Source organism: Acidovorax cavernicola, from assembly GCF_003581445.1.
On sequence record NZ_QXMN01000055.1, the window covers coordinates 17,647 to 35,451 of the forward strand.

Here is a 17,805-nt window from a genome sequence, read left to right on the forward strand (position 1 = left end):
AGGCTGGATCGGGAGCGGATCAATCACACCAGCGCATACAACAAGCAGCACTCATGGCAAACATTCTCGTGGTCGATGACGAGCTGGGCATCAGGGACCTGCTCTTCGAAATTCTCAATGACGAAGGCCACAACGTGGAGCTCGCGGAAAACGCCGCCGAAGCCCGCGCGGCCCGACAACGCGCCCGGCCCGACCTCGTGCTGCTCGACATCTGGATGCCGGACACCGACGGCGTCACCCTGCTCAAGGAGTGGTCCACCGCGGGCCTGCTGAGCATGCCCGTCATCATGATGAGCGGGCACGCCACCATCGACACCGCGGTCGATGCCACGCGCATCGGCGCCTTCGCGTTCCTCGAAAAGCCCATCACGCTGCAGAAGCTGCTCAAGGCCGTGGAGCAGGGGCTGGCGCGCGAAACCGCCCGCCGCGCCGCCGCCGGCGTGGTGCCGCCGCCCACGGGCGCGAACCAGGCAACCGCCATCACGACCACGGGCGACAGCCTGCTGATGGCATCGCTGGCAGCCGTGCCGGTCGCCGACGCCGGCCCCCAGTCGACTCAGAGCTTCGACCTCGACCGCCCGCTGCGCGACGCGCGCGACGGGTTCGAGAAGGCCTACTTCGAGTTCCACTTGGCGATGGAGAACGGTTCGATGACCCGCGTGGCCGAGAAAACCGGCCTCGAGCGCACGCACCTTTACAGAAAACTCAAACAACTTGGCGTGGACCTTTCCCGAGGCCGCAGAAGCGCTGTATAATTTGAGGCTGCACACAAAGGCCCGGTAGCTCAGTTGGTAGAGCAGCGGATTGAAAATCCGCGTGTCGGTGGTTCGATTCCGCCCCAGGCCACCAAATCAAGTCAAAAGCCCAACCTTCCGAGGTTGGGCTTTTTGCTTTCTGGCGTCATGCCGGCTGTGCTTTGCAGCGCAGGGCCGACCGCGTCACTTGAGCCGCTCCGCTTCCATGCCTGCATGACCACGGCGCCTGCGCTCGGCTTGCGCCTTCGCCAGCGTCGCCTGGCTCTGCTTCGCCGCATCCTCGCAGCGGGCATGCAGGGCGATCAACTCCTTGTCGGTGAGCCGCTCGATGCCGATGAAGTCGTCCTCGGCGTCGGAGGTGCGGATGAGTTCGTCGAGCTTGGTCTGCAGGGCGGCGCTGTCGCGGTTCTGCGTGTTCTGGATCAGGAACACCATCAGGAAGGTCACGATGGTGGTGCCCGTGTTGATCACGAGCTGCCACGTTTCGGAAAACCCGAAAAACGGCCCCGCGACCGCCCAGGCCACGACCACGATCACGCAGATCAGGAAGGTCGCGGGGCTGCCGGTCCAGCGTGCCACGGCGTTGGCGAAGGAATCAAAGAGCCGCTCCATGCGCATGTCCTCCAGTGGGAGCGATGCTGCGGTGATGGCGCACGCGAGCGTGTCAGCCGAGGCCCGCCTCGCGTGGCATCGCACTTCCCCTGAGGTTGTCGGCGCCGGGCAGCGCCGCTCCCGCGCCCTCGGACAAGGCTTACAAGCGTCGTCGCGCAGGGACGACAGGAGGCTGTCTGCCCCATGCCGACCATGAAGATTCATTGCAGTTTTCTCAACCCGGCCGTCGCTTTGGCGCGGCCCTTCATGGAGCAACACTCATGGCCAACGATATCCAGGCAACCACGGCGGACGCGGTCTCGAACGATCAGGTGATCGATGTTCTGAACGACCTTCTGGAGAACTCGCGCGACGGCGAGTACGGTTTTCGCGCTTGCGCGGAGGAGGTCGACTCGGCGCAGCTGAAGCCGGTGTTCGAGAGCCGCGCGACGCAATGCGCCAGCGCGGCTTCCGAGCTCGCCGCACTCATCCGCCAGTTGGGCGGCGAACCCGACGACGGCGGCTCGATCAGCGGAGCGATGCATCGCGGCTGGGTGCACGTGAAGGGCACGGTGGGGGCGAACAGCCCGCTGTCGATGCTCGAGGAGTGCGAACGCGGCGAGGACGCAGCGGTCGCGCGCTACCGCAAGGCGCTCAAGAACGACCTGCCGGCCCAGGTGCGCATGCTGGTGCAGCGCCAGGCCGACGGCGCCCAGGCCAACCACGACCAGATCAAGGGACTGCGCGACCAGTTCCGCGCCGCCAAGGGCTGAGCGATCTCGGCTGGTGAGTTTTCGAGCGGCACGTGGCGGGCCGCTTCGAGGACGGGCAGAACCAGTCCTGACTGCGAGCGTTTCGTGAGCAACCGATGCCGAGGTGCCATCGCTGGCCCTCGGCATTTCTACGGCTTGCGATCCTTGATCCTTGATTACGCGCTTGGTGTTGCGGCGGTTGCAGGGTCGTGCTGCAGGCGCGGGGGCAGCCGGGTGTCCAGCCAGTCCAAGCGCCATGCCAGCAACAGCACCGCCCCGACCACACAGGTGATGGCCAGTGCGCGCGCGAGGCCGTGGCGCTGGCGGTAGGGGTCGGGCGCGATGCGTTTCGCGCCCGGTGGCACGCGCGCCGTCTGCGACAGCATGCCGCCGAGGCGCACATTGACCTTCATGCGGCCGTTGATGGCCCATCCGCTGGCATCGAGGATCGGGCCCAGGCTGCGTTGGCGCAGCTTCAGCCAGGCGATCAGCATGCTCGGCCCCGAGATCGCGATCACGATGCCGACGAGGGCCACCGGTATCCACTGCCCCAGGTCGATGAACTTGCCGAAGATGCCGACCAGCACCGCGCTGATGCTGCCCAGCGCCACGCCGATCGCGGCCACCGTGCCCACGTCGATGCGGCTGGTGTTGGGCAGGAGGGGCCCTGGTTTCGTCGCCGGCTTTGCCGAGGTGTTGACATCTGCCGGACGGTCCGCGGTGGCGACGCTTCCTGCCAGCGTCTGCAGCGCGGCATGCGAGCCGGCTTCACTGGCTGCCGCGCGCTTGGCCACCTGCTCCTCGATCAGCCGGACGAACTTCTTGTACGGTGCGAAGAAGGCCTGCGCCACGCTGGTGGGGTTCTCGATCAGCTTGGTGATGGTGGCGTCCCAGTCGTGGCCCTGGCGGTCGTAGAACACGCCGTTGCGCCCGACGAAGAGGAAGTCGACGTCGCCTGCGGTGAAGGCGGCGACGATGCTCATCTTCTGTCCCTGGCGCGTGCAGTCGCAGTACGCGAGGCAGGTCTTCGCCAGGCCGGCCAGCGCCGCGTGCCGGGCGGTGTCCTGCACCTGCACCGTGAGTTCGCAGCTGCGCCCGTCGAGGTAGAGGGTGCCCGCCTGGAAGATCGCGCCCTCGCGCCGGTAGAACGCCTTGAAGGACACGAAGTTGTGCAGCAGCACCCGCAGGTCGCGCTGCAGCCGCAGCAGCTTCTCGAGGTCGGTCAGCAGGCGGTTGTGGTGCTCGGCCGCTTCGTCCTCGGTGATGAGCGCGAGCAGCGCATCGCGTGTGGCGAGCAGTGCCTCGATGCGCTCGCGCGGCAGGCCCGCGAGCGCGTTGGCAGGACGCGCGGCGATCCAGGCGTCGCACGGCGCGAGCTGATGGCGCAGCGATTGCCACGGTGCTTCTTCGAGCGTGTCGCGTTCGCCGAGCAGGGGTGTCACTGCATCGCGCGCGAACACGGCCATGGCCTCGGCCCAGGCAGGGTTGAGGCTCGACCCCGCGAGCGGCAGCCCGCGATGCGGCGTCACCGGCGCCAGTGGCAACTCGGCCACCGGCTGCACGCTTGCATCGAGCGTGTGGCCCGCGAGCGCGTCGTAGGCTTCGGGCGAGGGGTTGAGCGCGACCACCGCCTGCACGTCGTAGGCGGCCACGCGGCAGCGCGCGAAGAAGTCATCGATCTTGGCCGCGACCGCGCGCAAGGCTTCGGCCGCAGCCAGGGTGCGCGCGCCCAGCGGCAGCAGCGCCTCCTCGTCTCCTTGGGCATACCAGTCGCGGATGGCTTGCGCGTCGGCCATGAAGGCTTCGGCATGCGCACGATCGAGGCCCGGTGTCTGCGCGTGGCGATCGGGCGTGCTGCCATGGGTGCGCATCGCCTCTTCGATGGTGGTGCGCAGGGCATCGTCGGTGGCCGTGTCCGGCGTGACGACGCCGTCGCCGTTGAAGCGCATCGCGGCCAGCCATTCGCCGCGATCGGCGATGTCGGCGAGCGTCAGCGTGTGCGTGTCCTGCTTGCCGAGCAGGTCGAGGATGCGGCGGCCTTCCCTTGCGAGGTCGGCGCCCGGCGTGCGCGTGTCGTCGAGGTCGTCCAGCGACAGCGTGCCACCGCCGGCGAGCAGCACATCGGCGCTGCGCAGCCGTTCGCAGGCCCATTGGCAGGCCGCGATGACTTCCGGCGGACGCACGCGGCCATCGCCGTCGGTGTCGATGAGGTCCAGCGTGCGCGGGTCGAAGTCGATGCCGCGCGTGGGGCAGGCGAGCGCGACCCACAGCTTCTGGTCGAGCTCGGCAATGCGTGCGATGTCCTCGCCGCTGCGGAACACCACCTGGTCGACGCCTCCCGCGCGGAGGAACTGCCAGCGGTGCGTCGTTCGGGGCGGCGTGTCGGTGCCGGGTGTTCCGGCGGGGGCTGGGGCGGCGACGGTCGTCAACAGGCTGATTTCCTTTTTCATGAAGGGGTGGCAGTGCAGCAGCCTAGACCGTGAGGCGGGAAAGTCTTGAGGACAGACGACGCGCCGCGATGTCGTCCTTGGCCGACAGTGCGCCCGATGACCGCGCAGGTCTCTTTCAAAAAAAGAAAGGCGACGTTCCGGAGAAGTCGCCTTTTCTTTTTCTTGACGCGCGATGCGCGCCATCGCACGCAGCCCCGGTGCCTACGTCGGGTATGGCGTCGCTGACGTGCCGATGGACACCAGCTGATAGCCCTGCCCATAGACCGCGCGCAGCACGAATCCGTTGTCCCGCTGCAGCGACAGCTTGCGCCGGACGTTCGTGGCGCAGGCGTCGAGCGAACGTGTCTCGGCGCGCTGGGGCGGGAGCTTCCACACCGAACTCATGAGCCAGGAGCGCGTCAGCACGTTGCCGAGGTTGCGGAACAGCTCCAGCGCGAAGGAGAACTGCCGCGGCTGGAGTGCGATCTCGCGGTCGCGATGCACCACGATGTTGCTGCCCTCGACGAAGTGGTATTGGCCCCAGGTCCAGCGGTCCGAGGCGGCCTGGCGCATGGACGCTTCTGCGTCCTGCTCGGTGTAGAGCGTGTGCATGTGCTTCACCAGTGCCTCGTTCGAAATGCGACGCAGGTCGAAGCTGGTATGGGTGCCCGGCAAGGGCATGTCTTCGAAGTAGGAGGGCAGCGCGACGACGCCCGGTTCGCCCTGCGCGGTGATGGGCACGGCCGGCATGCCCAGCACCCAGCACACGGTGAGCAGGCTCTCGCTGCCCATGGCCTCCGGCGCGGCCAGCAGGAGGTCGAAGCGGGTGCCGCGGCTCAAGGTGGACAGCAGTTCGCCGATGTTGCAAAACATCGCGGGCCTGTGGCCCATGGTGCGCAGACGCTCCTGGAGCAGCGTGCTGCGCGCGGTGCTGTTGTCCAGCAGGGCCAGGGAGAGTTTTCCCTCGAGGTTCATGTGATGGATCAATTTCAAAGGACGGCGAGAACTCACGGCGGAGCAGGCCAACGAACTTGAATCGACTCGCCAGGAGCCGGGCTGTTTCCGCGGTGCGCGAAGTGTTTGGAGTCTGGCCAGCGGCCATGCATTTCTTGAACTGTTCCTGTGGCTGGGTGATGCTCCCTTGACCAGTGGCTGGTATCGATGGCGCGGGTGCCCGTCGCCTATGGCCGACGCTGCATCCCGGCGGCTGCCGGCGCATCGACGCCGATGCCTTCCATGTCCAGGCGCGAGACCGCCAAGGTCCGGCTCTGGCAGTGGCGCATGGCTGCCTGCAGGCGATAGGCCTTGGGCGTCATGCCCTTGACCTTCAGAAAGCGTCGGTTGAAGTTCGCAAGGTTGTTGAACCCCGCGGCGCAGCAGATGCGCCAGATCTGCATGTCGGTTTCCATGAGCAGTTGGCACGCCTTGCCGATGCGCAGCCGGGTCACGGCATCGGTGAATGAAATGCCTGTGGACTGCCTGAACACTCGGGAGAAACTGCCCTGGCGGATGCCCGCGTGCTCGCAGACGCCGGGGGCCGACAGCGGCTGGTCGAGGTGCAGCCGGATGTAGGCCATGGCCTTGTGGATCGCAGCCACCGTTTCTGGACGCCCCGTGACCGGCAACCAACCCGAGGAGAGCACCCGGCGGTCCCTGCACCGTGCAAGCCGGCTCAAGAGGCGCAGGAACTCGGCGAAGCGCTGCAGCCCCTCGCAGCACCGGATGCGTTCGAAGTGCGCTCGCACGCTCTCGCTGATGCCAAGGAACTCGACGCCGTAACGGGCCTTCTCCAGCAGGGGGGCCGCTTCCTGGAGTTCGCTGAACAGCTGCATGCCCTTGCGCAGCGGGGCTTCCGCGAACCGGAGTGTCTGGCTGCGCAGCGCCACACCCTCGGGCGGCAGGTTCTGCGAGACCCAGTTGTGCGGCAGCCCGGGTCCGGTGAGCACCAGGTGGCCGGGCTCGAAGCGCCCGACGTGGTCACCGACGAATGACCAGCCCCTGGTGTCCATGACCAGATGCAACTCGTACGCGTCGTGAGCGCGCCAGTGTTCCGACGTCGACGGGCTGGCATGCCGGGCGCAGTGCAGGAAGCCGCGCGGGTCGGAAGGCGCGGGTTCAAGGCGCTCCCCGGGCGACATCGCCATCTTCATGACGAGCGCCGCACGGCAGCACGCCGCGCGCTCCTGGTCTCCGGTCCTGGCATCGGACGCTCCTCCTTCGCATGTCTTGAGTCGGGTGGCGGGCCCTGTTGCCACACGGTGGCAAACGGCAGGTCCTCAAGACGCTATTGGGGCGGGGTTCCGTAAACGAAAAGTGAACAATTCAAGCCAAAGGCGAAACACGCTGCAATGCAAACGAATGTTCCGCGCGGGCGCGGTCCTCTGTGGCGAAAGGCGCAGGAAGGGCGACGGCTCAGGCAGAGCGCGCGAGAGAGGGCGTTGCGTCAGCGCGGTGCTGCGCCAACGCCTGCTCCATGGCGTGGACCAGGTCGGCCGCCAGAAAGGGCTTGCGCAGAATCCGCGCGTGCGGTGGCACCGCATAGCGGCGCGCGAGCAGGTCGCTGGGGAGGCCCGAGACCATCACCACGGCGGCGTCGGGATGGCGTCGGCGCACCTCGTGCATCAGCTGCAGGCCGTCGCCGCCCGGCCCCAGGCTGACATCCGACAGGACCAGGTCGAACGCGTGGGCCTCGAGCGCGGCTGCCGCCTCGGCCGAGGAGGCGACAGCGTGCACCTGCGCACCGCGTTCCTTCAGGAGGTCGTGGGTGGCTTCGCGGACATCGGCATCGTCGTCCACCAGCAGGACGCGCAGCTGTGCCAACGACGATGCATCGGGCTGCGGCGAAGGCGCCTGCATGGCCGTGGCGGGACTGGCTTCGGGCAGCACCAGCGCGAAGGACGTGCCCTGCCCCAGGGTGCTTTCCACACGGATGTCGCCCCCGGACTGCTTGACGAAGCCGTAGACGATGCTCAGGCCGAGTCCGCTGCCCTCGTTCTTCTTGGTCGAGAAGAAGGGCTCGAAGATGTGCTCCAGCACGCTCGGCGGCATGCCGGCGCCCGTGTCGCTGACGCGGATTTCCACCATCGCGCCGCGAGCAGCGTGGGTCGCCGTACCGGGCACAGCCACGTGCCGCGCGCTGTGCAGTGTGAGCACGCCGCCCCGGGGCATCGCGGCACCGCCGTTCAAGGCGAGGTTGAGGATTGCGTTCTCGAGCTGCCCGCCGTCGGCCAGCACGGTGGCGCCGCCGGCTTGCAGGTCGAGCGCGACGCGGATGTCCTGCCCCAGCGAGTATTCGATGAGATCCTGCAGGCCGGTGAGCATCTGGTCGACGTCGAGCACTTCGGCGTGCAGCGTCTGCCGCCTCGCAAAGGCCAGCAATCGCGCGGTGAGTGCCGCCCCGCGCTCCGAAGCTCGCAGCGCGCGGTCCACGATCCGGCGCATGTCGGGCGACAGGTCGTCGCGCGATTGCAGCAGCTGCAGGTTGCTGAAGACCGCCGCGAGCAGGTTGTTGAAGTCGTGCGCGACGCCGCCGGTGAGCTGGCCCAGCACTTCCATCTTCTGGGTCTGCCGCACCTGCCGTTCGAGCGCGCGGCTTTCGCTCTGGTCGCTGTACAGCGCGACGAAGCCGCCGGCCGGCATCGGATGGTTGCGCACGGCCAGCACCTGGCCGTTGTCGAGCAGGAGGTCTGCGCGCCGCCGCTGCTGTGCATCGGGGGCGCCCAGCAGCTCGACGGCAGGGCGGCCATCGGCCATGGGCGGCAGCGCGTCGCGCAGCGTCTCGAGGGTGGCGCCCGTATGCACCGCCTGCGAGGGAAGATGCAGCAGGGCGGCGAACCGAGGGTTCCAGGCCACGAGCCGGCCTTCGGCGTCGAATGCCCCGAGGCCGTCGTCGATGCTGTCGAGCACCGTGCGAAGCAGCCGTCGCTGCTCCGAGATGTCCGCGCCCATACGGCGCATCGACAGCGTGTTCTCGCGGAACACGTTGAACGCGTTGACGAGTGCGCCGACCTCGTCGTCGCGGGGCGCGATCGAGTCCGGGACGTCGGGTGGCGCCATCGCGTTGCCGTGCGACAACTCGGTGATCGCGGCGGTCACGCGGGTCAGGTCGCGCAACGATGCCTGCAGGTTCCAGAACCCGAGGGCGAGCGCGGCGGCGGCGACCAGTAGCGCAACCACGACCGCGATCAGCCCCGAGCGGACGACGAGGCCGACCGTATGCTCGATCGACGACACCTCGCTGCTGAGTGACTCGACGTGCCGATCGACCGAACGCGTGAGCTCTTCCGACAGCTGGCGCATCGAGGTGAGCAGGACGTTCTTGCGATCGCGCAGTGACAGGTGTTGCTTGCGCAGCGCGAAGATGTTGTCGGCCTCGGCGGCGATCTGTGCACGCATTCGCGCATTGATGCGCTGCGTCGGGGCGGACTGCAGTTGCGCGCGATAGATCTGCTCGGCGTCGGTCAGGTCGGTCACGTTGTGGGCGTACAGGGCCACACGCAGCATCTGCAGCAGATGGTCGGCTTCCTTGCGCGACAGCGCCGGCATGCGAGCGACCTGGTCCTCGAGCTGGTCCAGCACCTGGATGCGTTCGCGGCCCTCTTGTCGCAGGGCGAGATCCTGGCGCTTGAATTCGATCAGGTCGTCCAGCGTCGTCTGCATGGTGCCCAGGATCTGGATCACGCCGGTGGCCGTTTCGCTGTCCGGCGGCAACTGCGCTGCGCGTGCGCGCAGCTCTTGCTGGCGCTGGCGCAGCGTCGACTGTTCCCGCTCGAGCCGTGCCAGGTCGCTGATTTCCGCCACATAGGGTGCTGCCGCTGCGAGGTCCGTCACCCGCTTCGACAACCCGAGCGACTTGGCGACCGACGGCAGGATCCGCTCGTCGAAACCCCGGACCGCGGTCTTGGCGTTGAACAGCGCCACCATGGCCACGGCGGCGAGCACGATCAGCGCAATGGCCAGCGCCCCGAAGGTGAAGCTCCACCGGTTGCGCAGGTTGCATGCCCGGTGGTAGCGGCGGGCGCCCGCCGGGTGCCGAGGCGCGTGATTCACGGCGTCGGCCCGCACCGCGGCCGGTCAGCAGCGAACCACATTCGCGGCAAAGCGGTAGCCCGCGCCGCGTTCGGTGCAGATGAAGCGGGGGTTGTCCGGGTCGTCCTCGATCTTGCGGCGCAGCCGGGACACCAGCACGTCGATCGTGCGGCTCACCGCATCCGACTGGGCGCTGCGTGTCTTGAGCAGCAATTGCTCGCGATCGATGACCCGGTTCGCGTGCAGCACGAAGACCTCGAGCAAGGCGAACTCGCCGTGGGTCAGCTCGCGGGGCGTGCCGTCGCGCTGGCGCAGCTCGCGGGCGGTGATATTGAGCGTCCAGTCGCCGAACAGGTAGCGCTCGTGGCTCAGGCGGTCGGTGCGCAGCGAGCGCGGCATGCCGCTTTCGGCCGCGCGGCGCAGCAGCGCGCGGATGCGCGCGACCAGTTCACGGTTGTCGAACGGCTTGGCGACGAAGTCGTCGACGGCGGTTTCAAGGCCCAGGATGCGATCGGCGGCCGTGCCCTGGCCGGTGAGGATGATGATGGGAATGCGCGAGCGCGTGCGCAGCTGGCGCGCGAGCTCGATGCCGTCTTCCTTCTTCAGCCGCAGGTCGATGATCACGAGCGAGAAGGCGCGCTGGTCGAGGCGGGCTGCCATCGTCAAGCCGTCCGGCACGGCCTGGGCGCGAAAGCCCGAGGCTTCCAGCAGGTCGACCAGCGTCTCGCAGACCTCGGGATCGTCGTCGACCACGAGGATTTCGGGCTTCACTACATCAAGCATGGAAATTCCAAAAAGCGGGACATCGCGCCCCGGCCATTCGGAATTTTTACAGACGTATCCTCACCAATTGACGCTAAATGGTTACATCGGTCGTCTGCAGTTTTCTTTTTCGAGACTTAATTCCATTTTCAATTTACATGTGCGTCGGCGGCCGCACTTCGCTCAGTTTCAGCGCACCGGGCCGGGTGCCGGCGGCTCGACCGGCAGTGCCCGCTTGTGGGCGCTCTTGCGGTGTGTCGACAGAATCACGGCGCGCGCGGCAGCCGAGACCGGCTTGCCTTCGAGGAAATCGTCGATCTGCTCGTAGCTCACGCCGAAGGCGTCTTCGTCGGGCTTGCCCGGCACCAGCGATTCGAGGTCGGCGGTCGGCACCTTGTAGACCAGCGCATCGGGCGCGCCGAGCAGTTGCGCCACCGCGCGCACGCGGCGCTTGTTGAGGCCGGTGAGCGGCGTCACGTCGGCCGCGCCGTCGCCGAACTTGGTGAAGAAACCCATGAGCGCTTCGGCCGCGTGGTCGGTGCCGATCACGAGGCCGTCATGCGCGCCGGCCACCGCGAACTGCGCAATCATGCGCTGGCGCGCCTTGATGTTGCCGAGCACGAAGTCTTCGTGCGCCGCGTCGCGAAAGACCTGCCCGCCGGCGTGCAGCGCGGCCAGCATCGCATCGGCGGCGGGGCGGATGTCCACCGTCAGCAGGCGGTCGGGGCGGATCACGGCCAGCCCGGCCTGCGCTTCGGCTTCGTCGCGCTGCACGCCGTAGGGCAGGCGCATCGCGATGAAGGTGGCGTCGCGGCCTTCGGCGCGCAGCTTCTCGACCGCGCGCTGCGCGAGGCAGCCGGCGGTCAGCGAATCGACACCGCCGCTGATGCCCAGCACCAGCGTCTTCAGGCCGGTGCTGCGCAGGTAGTCGGCGAGGAAGTCCGTGCGCCGCGCGAGTTCGGCGGCGGCATCGAACACGGGCGCCACGTGCAGGGCCGCGATGATCTCGCGCTGCGTGGCATCGACGGGGCTGAGGTCTGCGCTCATCTGTAGGGCCTGGGTGTGCTGGATGTGAGAAGGAAGATCAGAAATCCACAAGGCTGAGACCGATGCTCAGCACGGTGCGCTTGCGGTTGTAGTCCACCAGCGTGTCGCCGTAGCCATGGAACAGCTGCGTGTGGAAGCGCAGGTTGCTCTTGGTCGGGTCGCCGATGGCCTTCAGCCATTCGAGGCGCACCGAGCCGCGGCCGCTGTCGCGCAGGTTGTTGCGCACCGTGATGCCCAGCTGGTTGTCGCGGTTGAGGTTCCAGCGGCCCGTGACTTCGGCGCGGCCGATGTAGTCGGCGATGTCGGGGTTGTCGTCCTTCGCGGCGCTTTCCGACATGCGCTTCCAGATGCGGCCGGTGATGGTGAAGCGGTCGTCGAGTTCGGCGCCGCCCATCAGGTAGATGCGGTTCCAACTGCGCGACAGCGGCAGGCTCTGGCCGTTCGACTGGTGCACGATGCCCACGCCCGAATAGCGCCAGCGCCATCCGCCGGGCAGCTTGAAGTCGGTCGGGTAGACATACATCAGCTCGGGCTCGTGGTCGGTGGTGCGGAACGGCCGCGAGATCGCACCGTTGAACAGCTGCCACGTCGACTGCTGCGAGTAGGCGAACCACAGCGAGTCCTTCTTGACCGGGTCGTTCTGCGTGAGCATGCCCTGCGCGAGCTTGGTGCGCACCGACAGGCCGATGCGCATCTCGTTGGCCTGGTAGGCCACCGGGTCGGCCGTGTGGCCGGCCGACGGCGAGGTGGGCGGCTGCGGCTTGTCGGTGGCAGCCGAGGCCGCGACGTAGAGCGGACGGTAGCCGCGGAAACCGAAGGTACCGCAGTCGGTGGCGTTCTCGAGTTCCCAGAAGCGCGAGAGCGACGAGTACTGGCGGTCGCGGCAGCCTTCGGTGGTGGCGACGCTCACCACGCGCGTGGCTGGAATGGCGCCGTCCACGGGGGGCTGCGTGGTCGCGAGCACCGGCGGCGCGACGGGCACCGACACCGAGGGCAGCGTCTGTTGCTGCGACCAGCGGTCGTAGCAGGCCAGGCGCGCTTCGTTGTTCGCGCCGAGCGCGGCGCATTGCTGCCAGGTGAGCTGTGCGTCGGCCAGCGGGCTTGCCGGCTTGTCGACGGCCTGTGCGTGCGCACCGGTCACGCCGGCCACGGCGCCGAGGCACGCGGCCACGGCAGCGACGGTGCGCGGCGTGAAGAAAGAGGCAGGGTGTCGTCGTGTCGTCTTCATGGCTTTCCTTCCTGTGCGACGGTCTTGCGCAGCACGAACGGGTGCGTGCGCTCGGTCGCGGCATCGCGCCACGTGCCGCGGAACTCGCGGCCGCAGGCGCCGGGTTGCAGCGTGCCCGACCAGACGCCGCTGATGGCGCGGCCGTCCAGCGATTCGTCGATGGACAGTGCGCCCTCGTCGTCCACATCGCCCGCGAGCTGCGCGACGGTCGTCTTCGCCGAGGTGTCGCCGCGTCGCGTGATGGTGCCGCGCACGCCGGCGTACTCGGGGTGCTTGCCGAGCTGCACGACGGCCGTGCCCGCTGTACCGGGCAGGTCGTCGAAGCGGGCTTCCCACTGGCCGTACAGCGCCTGCAGCGGCAGGTCGCGTGCGTCCGCGGGGCAGTTGGGGTCGTGGCGCGGGGCTGCACAACCGGCCAGCAGCGTGGCGGCGAGCAGCGCGGTTGCGATCGTCGCTGCCTTCGTTTTCGTCTTCATTGCGCCGCGGCGGCCTTGGCCGCACTGTCTTGTGCCTTGCGCGCGAACTCGGCGCGCAGCGCCTTCAGCTTCTCGCGCGGGTCTTCCTTGGTCGTGGTCTTGTCCAGTCCCATCTCGTCGATGAAGCGGCTCGGCATGCAGGGCACCATGTCGCGACCCTGCTTGCGCTTCTTGGTCCAGCTCACGGCCAGGCTGCGCTGCGCGCGGGTGATGCCCACGTACATCAGGCGCCGCTCTTCCTGCAGGCGCTGCAGCGTCTCGTCACTCACCACCTTCTGGCGGCCGTTGTCGTCGTCGAGCTTGAAGGGCAGCAGGCCCTCGGTCACGCCGATGAGCATCACGTGCGGCCATTCGAGGCCCTTGGACGCATGCAGCGTGGAGAGCGTGACCACGTTCTGGTCCTGCTCGCGTTCGCTGATGGTCGACAGCAGCGAGATGGTCTGCGCCACCTCGAGCAGGCTCTTGTGCTCGTTCGGGTTGGAGTCGTCGGCGCCCGAGGTGTCGTCGAGCGCACCGCCGGCGCGCTGCGACATCCAGTCGATGAACTCCAGCACGTTGCTCCAGCGCGTGGCGGCCGCGGCTTCGCTGTCCTCGCCTTCGTAGAGATGACGCTCGTAGTCGATCTCCTTGAGCCATTCGAGCATGAACTCGCGCGAGGCCTGCGCGCCGATGGTGCGGCGCGCGCGGTACTCCAGATCGTTGATGTAGCGCCCGAACTCGTGCACGCCCTCGAGCGTGCGCTTGGGAATCACGCTCGGCAGCGAGGGGCTGAACAGCGCCGCGAACAGGCTCAACTTGTACTGGCTCGCGAAGCTGCCCAGGCTGGCCAGCGTGGTGTGGCCGATGCCGCGCTTGGGCGTGGTGATGGCGCGCAGGAACGCCGGATCGTCGTCGTTGTTGATCCAGAGGCGAAACCACCCGCACAGGTCCTTGATCTCGGCACGGTCGAAGAAGCTCTGGCCGCCCGACACCTTGTACGGAATCTGCGCCTTGCGCAGTGCCTGCTCGAAGATGCGGGCCTGGTGGTTGGCGCGGTACAGGATGGCGAAGTCGCGGAACTCCTTGTACTGCTTGCCCTGCGACACGGTGTCGCCCGCGCGCAGGCTGATGATGCGCGCCACCGTGCGCTCGGCCTCGTGCAGCTCGGTGTCGGCATCGACGATGCGCACCGGCTCGCCTTCGCCGAGTTCGGAGAACAGCGTCTTCGGAAACAGCTTGGGGTTGGGGCCGATCACGTTGTTGGCCGCACGAAGAATGGCACTGGTGGAGCGGTAGTTCTGCTCCAGCTTGATGACCTTGAGCGTCGGGTAGTCGACCGGCAGCTTCTTCAGGTTGTCCAGCGTGGCGCCGCGCCAGCCGTAGATCGACTGGTCGTCGTCGCCCACGGCGGTGAACTGCCCGCGCTCGCCGGCCAGCGCCTTGAGCACCTCGTACTGCGTGGCGTTGGTGTCCTGGTATTCGTCCACCAGGATGTGGCCCAGCATGGCCTGCCACTTGGCGCGCACCTCGGGAAAGTCGTACAGCAGCTTCAGCGGCATGCCGATGAGGTCGTCGAAGTCCACGCTCTGGTAGGCCAGCAGCCGCTCTTCGTACTGGACCATGATCTCGGCCGTGATGCGCTCGTTGTCGTCCACCGCCGCGGCCGCGGCCTGCGCGGCGTTCAGGCCCATGTTCTTCCACTTGCTGATCGTCCACTGCCAGATGCGGGCGGTGGCGATGTCGACGGAGCCGCCGCAGTCTCTCAGGATCTTCGTGACGTCGTCGCTGTCCAGGATGCTGAAGGCCTTCTTCAGGCCCAGCACGTGGCCGTCTTCTCGCATCATGCGCACGCCCAGCGCGTGGAAGGTGCACACCACCACCTTGCGCGCGTCGCGGCCGATCAGGTCCTTCGCGCGCTCGCGCATTTCGGCGGCGGCCTTGTTCGTGAAGGTGATGGCCGCGATGCGCTCGGGCTTCAGGCCCGCCTGGATCAGCCGGCCGATCTTGTGCGTGATCACGCGCGTCTTGCCCGAGCCTGCGCCCGCGAGCACCAGACAGGGACCGTGCATGTAGTTGACCGCTTCTTGCTGCGCGAGATTGAGACCGTGGGACATGGGGGAGGAGAAGAGCGGAAAGACGGGAAAGCGGAAGGAGGCCGCAGGGCGCGGCCGTCGCAAAGCGGGCAATGATACGGGGCCGGGTCCGGCCCGCCGTGTCAGCGGGCATCGCGCGCCGAAGGAGGACGACAATGCCGGCGTGCTGCCTGTTTTCCTTGTTACCTTTCCTTTCTTCGCGCTGATCGCGGCCGGCTACGCCGCCGCCCGCACCCGCGTCCTGCCGCTGGAGGCGATTCCGGGGCTCAACACCTTCGTGCTGTATTTCGCGCTGCCCTGCATGCTGCTGCGCTTCGGTGCGGGCACGCCCATCGCGCAGTTGCTGGACGGCAGCGTTGCACTGATTTGGGGCATCTGCGCGCTGGCCGTGGTGGCGGGCGTCGTGCTGTTCACACGCAACGCACGCATCGGCTGGAACGACGCCGCCTTCGGCGCGCTGGTGGCGGCCTTTCCGAACACCGGCTTCATGGGCGTGCCGTTGCTGGTGGCACTGCTGGGCGCACAGGCGGCCGGGCCGATCATCATCACCATCGCATTCGACCTGGTCGTGACTTCGTCGCTGTGCATTGCGCTGTCGCGGCTCGACGGGGCCGGCAGCGCGGGTCGGCATGGCGCCACGCTGGCCGCACGCAAGGCGCTGCGCGGCATCTTGGTGAACCCGATGCCGTGGTCGATCCTGTTGGGTGTGCTGTTGTCGGCGATGCGCTGGCAACTGCCCGGGCCGGTCGAACGCACCATCGCCATGCTGGCCGATGCGGCTTCGCCCGTGGCGCTGTTCACCATCGGCGCGGTGCTGGCGCGCTCGGCGCTGCTGGCCCGCGAGCACGGCGCCAGCGCCATGGTGGCGGCGGCGATGGGCACCGGCGCCGGGCCCGCGCCGAAGGCCCCGCTGGCCGATGTGCTGCCCGTGGTGCTGGTGAAGCTGGTGCTGCACCCGCTGGCGGTCTGGGCGTTGGGGCGCGGCGCCATCGCGCTCGGGCTGCCGCTCGCGCCCTCGGCGCTGGCGGTGATCGTGCTGGTCGCTGCGCTGCCGAGCGCGAGCAACGTGTCGATGCTGGCCGAGCGTTTCGGGGCCGACAACGGCCGCATCGCACGCATTATTTTGTGGACGACGGTGGCGGCGTTCTTCACCTTTCCGCTGGCGGTCGGCGCACTGCGCTGACTGAGCGGAGCGGACCGCTGGGGTTTTTTCACAGCGAACACCGCGGAACCGGCTTTGCCGGGCCGCAGGTGTTGCCCCTGCCAGGGGGTTGGCGAAGCGACACGAAGTGCGCGAAGACTGGGGGTTATTCCGTCAAGACGCCGAGCTTGTACGGGTCGGCGTCCGAGAGCCGCTCGCACTTCGAAAAGTCGCGGCCCTGCGTGCCGTCGCAGTAGTAGGTGTTGTAGATGCGGCCGAACAGCGTCGGGCTGGCCGTGAAGAGCACACCGTGGTCCGGCTGCCAGTTGTCCTTGGGCGCGGGGGCGGTGACGCTGGTTTCGATCGGGCGCGCTGCAGCCGCATCGGTGGCGCCAGGCGCGGGCGTGAAATCGGCCAGTGTCTTGCGGGCTTCCTCGCCGCGCCAGCGCACCGCCAGCTCGGCGGCGGTGGGACGGGCCGCCACCGGCAGCAGGATGCCGTTGACCTGCAGGCCGCGCCCGAAACGGTGCGTCTTGCCGGCCAGGAAGGCGTAGGCGCAGGCGGCCATGCAATGGCCGCGCACCTCGGTCTGCACGCCGCTCTCGCGGATCGCGTCGGCATAGGCGCCAGCGGCTTCGGCGGTGCCGCCGAACGAGTCTTCGAACACCACGACGCGCACCGCGCCGCTGCCCAGGTGCTCGGTGAAGGCCTTGACCTTGCTGCCGTCGAGCGTGCCCGACACCACCAGCCGCCGACCCTGCAGTTCGAGCTCCGCCGCGCCCGCGGACCCCGCGACGGCAAGGCACGAGAGCGACACGGCGACAGCAACGACCCCAGCCAGAAGAGACGACGATTTCACGGCGACCTTTGCGTCAAGCGAGCGGGCACGAAACAACGCGGACCCAGCGATGGAACCGCACAGGCACAGCTTGTGCAAGGCGAGGGGTACCGTCAACTCTTTTTGCAGATTATTTCGGGGTAATCCCAGGGCATGCCTTAAGGCATAGCGTGCGTTATCTCCTCTGATGAATGCTTGCGTATGCAAATGCGCTGCTACAGTGGATTCGAGTCCAAGGTGTGAATGGGGCGCTCGATGGCAATACTGGTTCGCATCCTGATGTGGTTGGCATGGCTTGCAGCGGTAGGCTGGTTCTGGCACGCCGGCACGCTCGGCACGGGGGCGGCGCTCGCGCTTGCCGCGCTGAGCCTGGTCGTGTTCGCCTGGCCGACCAGCGTCGCGCGGCGGCGCCACAACGAGCTGCGCTACGTCGACATGGGCAAGGAGCCCACCGGCTACCACTGAAAAGACGACCGACGGCTGGCCCGGTGCGAATGGGCCGCGTCTAGGACTTTGGTCCAATGCGCGACGACGCGAGGCTTCCTAGGATGGCGGCGCCCTATCGCCCACCCAGCGCCCACCAGGACTGTCGCCGTGCCCCTTTTCCCGCTTCGCTTTCGCTTCACCCGTCTCCTGCTGCTGGCCGTTCCGCTGGCTGTGCTTGTTGCCTGCGGCGGTGGGGGCGG

The 17,805-nt window shown here is 67.9% G+C and carries 15 protein-coding genes and 1 tRNA gene; 5 read left to right on the forward strand and 11 right to left on the reverse strand.

The features are described from left to right. Positions 1 to 53: 53 nt before the first annotated feature. Positions 54 to 755, forward strand: a complete 702-nt coding sequence (locus D3H34_RS28015; RefSeq protein WP_119557826.1) for a response regulator — start codon at positions 54 to 56, stop codon at positions 753 to 755. Positions 756 to 773: 18 nt separating this feature from the next. Next, a tRNA-Phe gene (locus tag D3H34_RS28020) sits at positions 774 to 849 on the forward strand. 89 nt (positions 850 to 938) lie between these two features. Here D3H34_RS28020 and D3H34_RS28025 read toward each other — a convergent pair. Then, positions 939 to 1,367, reverse strand: coding sequence for a low affinity iron permease family protein (locus D3H34_RS28025; RefSeq protein ID WP_119557827.1), 429 nt, complete (start codon positions 1,365 to 1,367; stop codon positions 939 to 941). A 260-nt stretch (positions 1,368 to 1,627) separates the two neighbouring features. Between D3H34_RS28025 and D3H34_RS28030 the strand changes: the two genes are divergently transcribed. After that, complete coding sequence (locus D3H34_RS28030) at positions 1,628 to 2,119, forward strand: ferritin-like domain-containing protein (protein ID WP_119557828.1); 492 nt, start codon at positions 1,628 to 1,630, stop codon at positions 2,117 to 2,119. Positions 2,120 to 2,274: 155 nt separating this feature from the next. Here D3H34_RS28030 and D3H34_RS28035 read toward each other — a convergent pair whose 3' ends face one another. The 9 genes from D3H34_RS28035 to D3H34_RS28075 all read right to left on the reverse strand — a co-directional run bounded on the left by D3H34_RS28035 (position 2,275) and on the right by D3H34_RS28075 (position 15,161). Beyond that, on the reverse strand, positions 2,275 to 4,548 hold the full coding sequence (locus tag D3H34_RS28035; RefSeq protein WP_119557829.1) for a hypothetical protein: 2,274 nt from the start codon (positions 4,546 to 4,548) through the stop codon (positions 2,275 to 2,277). Between the two features lie 201 nt (positions 4,549 to 4,749). Beyond that, the gene (locus D3H34_RS28040; protein ID WP_119557830.1) at positions 4,750 to 5,502 is read right to left on the reverse strand and encodes a winged helix-turn-helix domain-containing protein; all 753 of its coding nucleotides are present in this window, start codon (positions 5,500 to 5,502) and stop codon (positions 4,750 to 4,752) included. Between the two features lie 206 nt (positions 5,503 to 5,708). Then, positions 5,709 to 6,677, reverse strand: coding sequence for a helix-turn-helix domain-containing protein (locus D3H34_RS28045; RefSeq protein ID WP_119557831.1), 969 nt, complete (start codon positions 6,675 to 6,677; stop codon positions 5,709 to 5,711). 262 nt (positions 6,678 to 6,939) lie between these two features. Then, positions 6,940 to 9,576, reverse strand: coding sequence for a hybrid sensor histidine kinase/response regulator (locus tag D3H34_RS28050; protein WP_147400501.1), 2,637 nt, complete (start codon positions 9,574 to 9,576; stop codon positions 6,940 to 6,942). Between the two features lie 24 nt (positions 9,577 to 9,600). Then, entirely contained in the window at positions 9,601 to 10,338 is a 738-nt protein-coding gene (locus D3H34_RS28055; protein ID WP_119557833.1) for a response regulator, read from the reverse strand. Positions 10,339 to 10,506: 168 nt separating this feature from the next. Further along, a complete protein-coding gene (gene nadE, locus D3H34_RS28060; RefSeq protein WP_119557834.1) occupies positions 10,507 to 11,364 on the reverse strand; it encodes an NAD(+) synthase in 858 nt (285 codons plus the stop codon). A 37-nt stretch (positions 11,365 to 11,401) separates the two neighbouring features. Beyond that, complete coding sequence (locus D3H34_RS28065) at positions 11,402 to 12,592, reverse strand: phospholipase A (RefSeq protein WP_119557835.1); 1,191 nt, start codon at positions 12,590 to 12,592, stop codon at positions 11,402 to 11,404. Further along, entirely contained in the window at positions 12,589 to 13,068 is a 480-nt protein-coding gene (locus tag D3H34_RS28070; RefSeq protein WP_119557836.1) for a hypothetical protein, read from the reverse strand. The genes D3H34_RS28065 and D3H34_RS28070 overlap by 4 nt, the downstream gene beginning before the upstream one ends. Next, complete coding sequence (locus D3H34_RS28075) at positions 13,065 to 15,161, reverse strand: ATP-dependent helicase (protein ID WP_119557837.1); 2,097 nt, start codon at positions 15,159 to 15,161, stop codon at positions 13,065 to 13,067. Before D3H34_RS28075 ends, D3H34_RS28070 begins: the two co-directional genes overlap by 4 nt. A 142-nt stretch (positions 15,162 to 15,303) precedes the next feature. Between D3H34_RS28075 and D3H34_RS28080 the strand changes: the two genes are divergently transcribed. Continuing rightward, entirely contained in the window at positions 15,304 to 16,323 is a 1,020-nt protein-coding gene (locus D3H34_RS28080; RefSeq protein ID WP_119557838.1) for an AEC family transporter, read from the forward strand. A gap of 124 nt (positions 16,324 to 16,447) precedes the next feature. Here D3H34_RS28080 and D3H34_RS28085 read toward each other — a convergent pair whose 3' ends face one another. Then, the gene (locus tag D3H34_RS28085; RefSeq protein ID WP_286186346.1) at positions 16,448 to 17,140 is read right to left on the reverse strand and encodes a hypothetical protein; all 693 of its coding nucleotides are present in this window, start codon (positions 17,138 to 17,140) and stop codon (positions 16,448 to 16,450) included. Between the two features lie 234 nt (positions 17,141 to 17,374). On the opposite strand from D3H34_RS28085, the gene D3H34_RS28090 reads away from it, so the two are divergent. After that, positions 17,375 to 17,584 carry a hypothetical protein gene (locus tag D3H34_RS28090; RefSeq protein WP_119557842.1) on the forward strand — a complete coding sequence of 70 codons (210 nt, stop codon included), beginning with the start codon at positions 17,375 to 17,377 and terminating at the stop codon, positions 17,582 to 17,584. Positions 17,585 to 17,805 lie beyond the last annotated feature (221 nt).

What these genes read in the sequence shown, in the direction of transcription:
- D3H34_RS28015 (WP_119557826.1), top strand. Translation starts at nt 54, where the DNA reads ATGGCAAACATTCTCGTGGTCGATGACGAGCTGGGCATCAGGGACCTG.
- D3H34_RS28025 (WP_119557827.1), bottom strand. Translation starts at nt 1,367, where the DNA reads ATGGAGCGGCTCTTTGATTCCTTCGCCAACGCCGTGGCACGCTGGACC.
- D3H34_RS28065 (WP_119557835.1), bottom strand. Translation starts at nt 12,592, where the DNA reads ATGAAGACGACACGACGACACCCTGCCTCTTTCTTCACGCCGCGCACC.
- nadE (WP_119557834.1), bottom strand. Translation starts at nt 11,364, where the DNA reads ATGAGCGCAGACCTCAGCCCCGTCGATGCCACGCAGCGCGAGATCATC.
- D3H34_RS28055 (WP_119557833.1), bottom strand. Translation starts at nt 10,338, where the DNA reads ATGCTTGATGTAGTGAAGCCCGAAATCCTCGTGGTCGACGACGATCCC.
- D3H34_RS28070 (WP_119557836.1), bottom strand. Translation starts at nt 13,068, where the DNA reads ATGAAGACGAAAACGAAGGCAGCGACGATCGCAACCGCGCTGCTCGCC.
- D3H34_RS28075 (WP_119557837.1), bottom strand. Translation starts at nt 15,161, where the DNA reads ATGTCCCACGGTCTCAATCTCGCGCAGCAAGAAGCGGTCAACTACATG.
- D3H34_RS28035 (WP_119557829.1), bottom strand. Translation starts at nt 4,548, where the DNA reads ATGAAAAAGGAAATCAGCCTGTTGACGACCGTCGCCGCCCCAGCCCCC.
- D3H34_RS28030 (WP_119557828.1), top strand. Translation starts at nt 1,628, where the DNA reads ATGGCCAACGATATCCAGGCAACCACGGCGGACGCGGTCTCGAACGAT.
- D3H34_RS28090 (WP_119557842.1), top strand. Translation starts at nt 17,375, where the DNA reads ATGGCAATACTGGTTCGCATCCTGATGTGGTTGGCATGGCTTGCAGCG.
- D3H34_RS28045 (WP_119557831.1), bottom strand. Translation starts at nt 6,677, where the DNA reads ATGAAGATGGCGATGTCGCCCGGGGAGCGCCTTGAACCCGCGCCTTCC.
- D3H34_RS28040 (WP_119557830.1), bottom strand. Translation starts at nt 5,502, where the DNA reads ATGAACCTCGAGGGAAAACTCTCCCTGGCCCTGCTGGACAACAGCACC.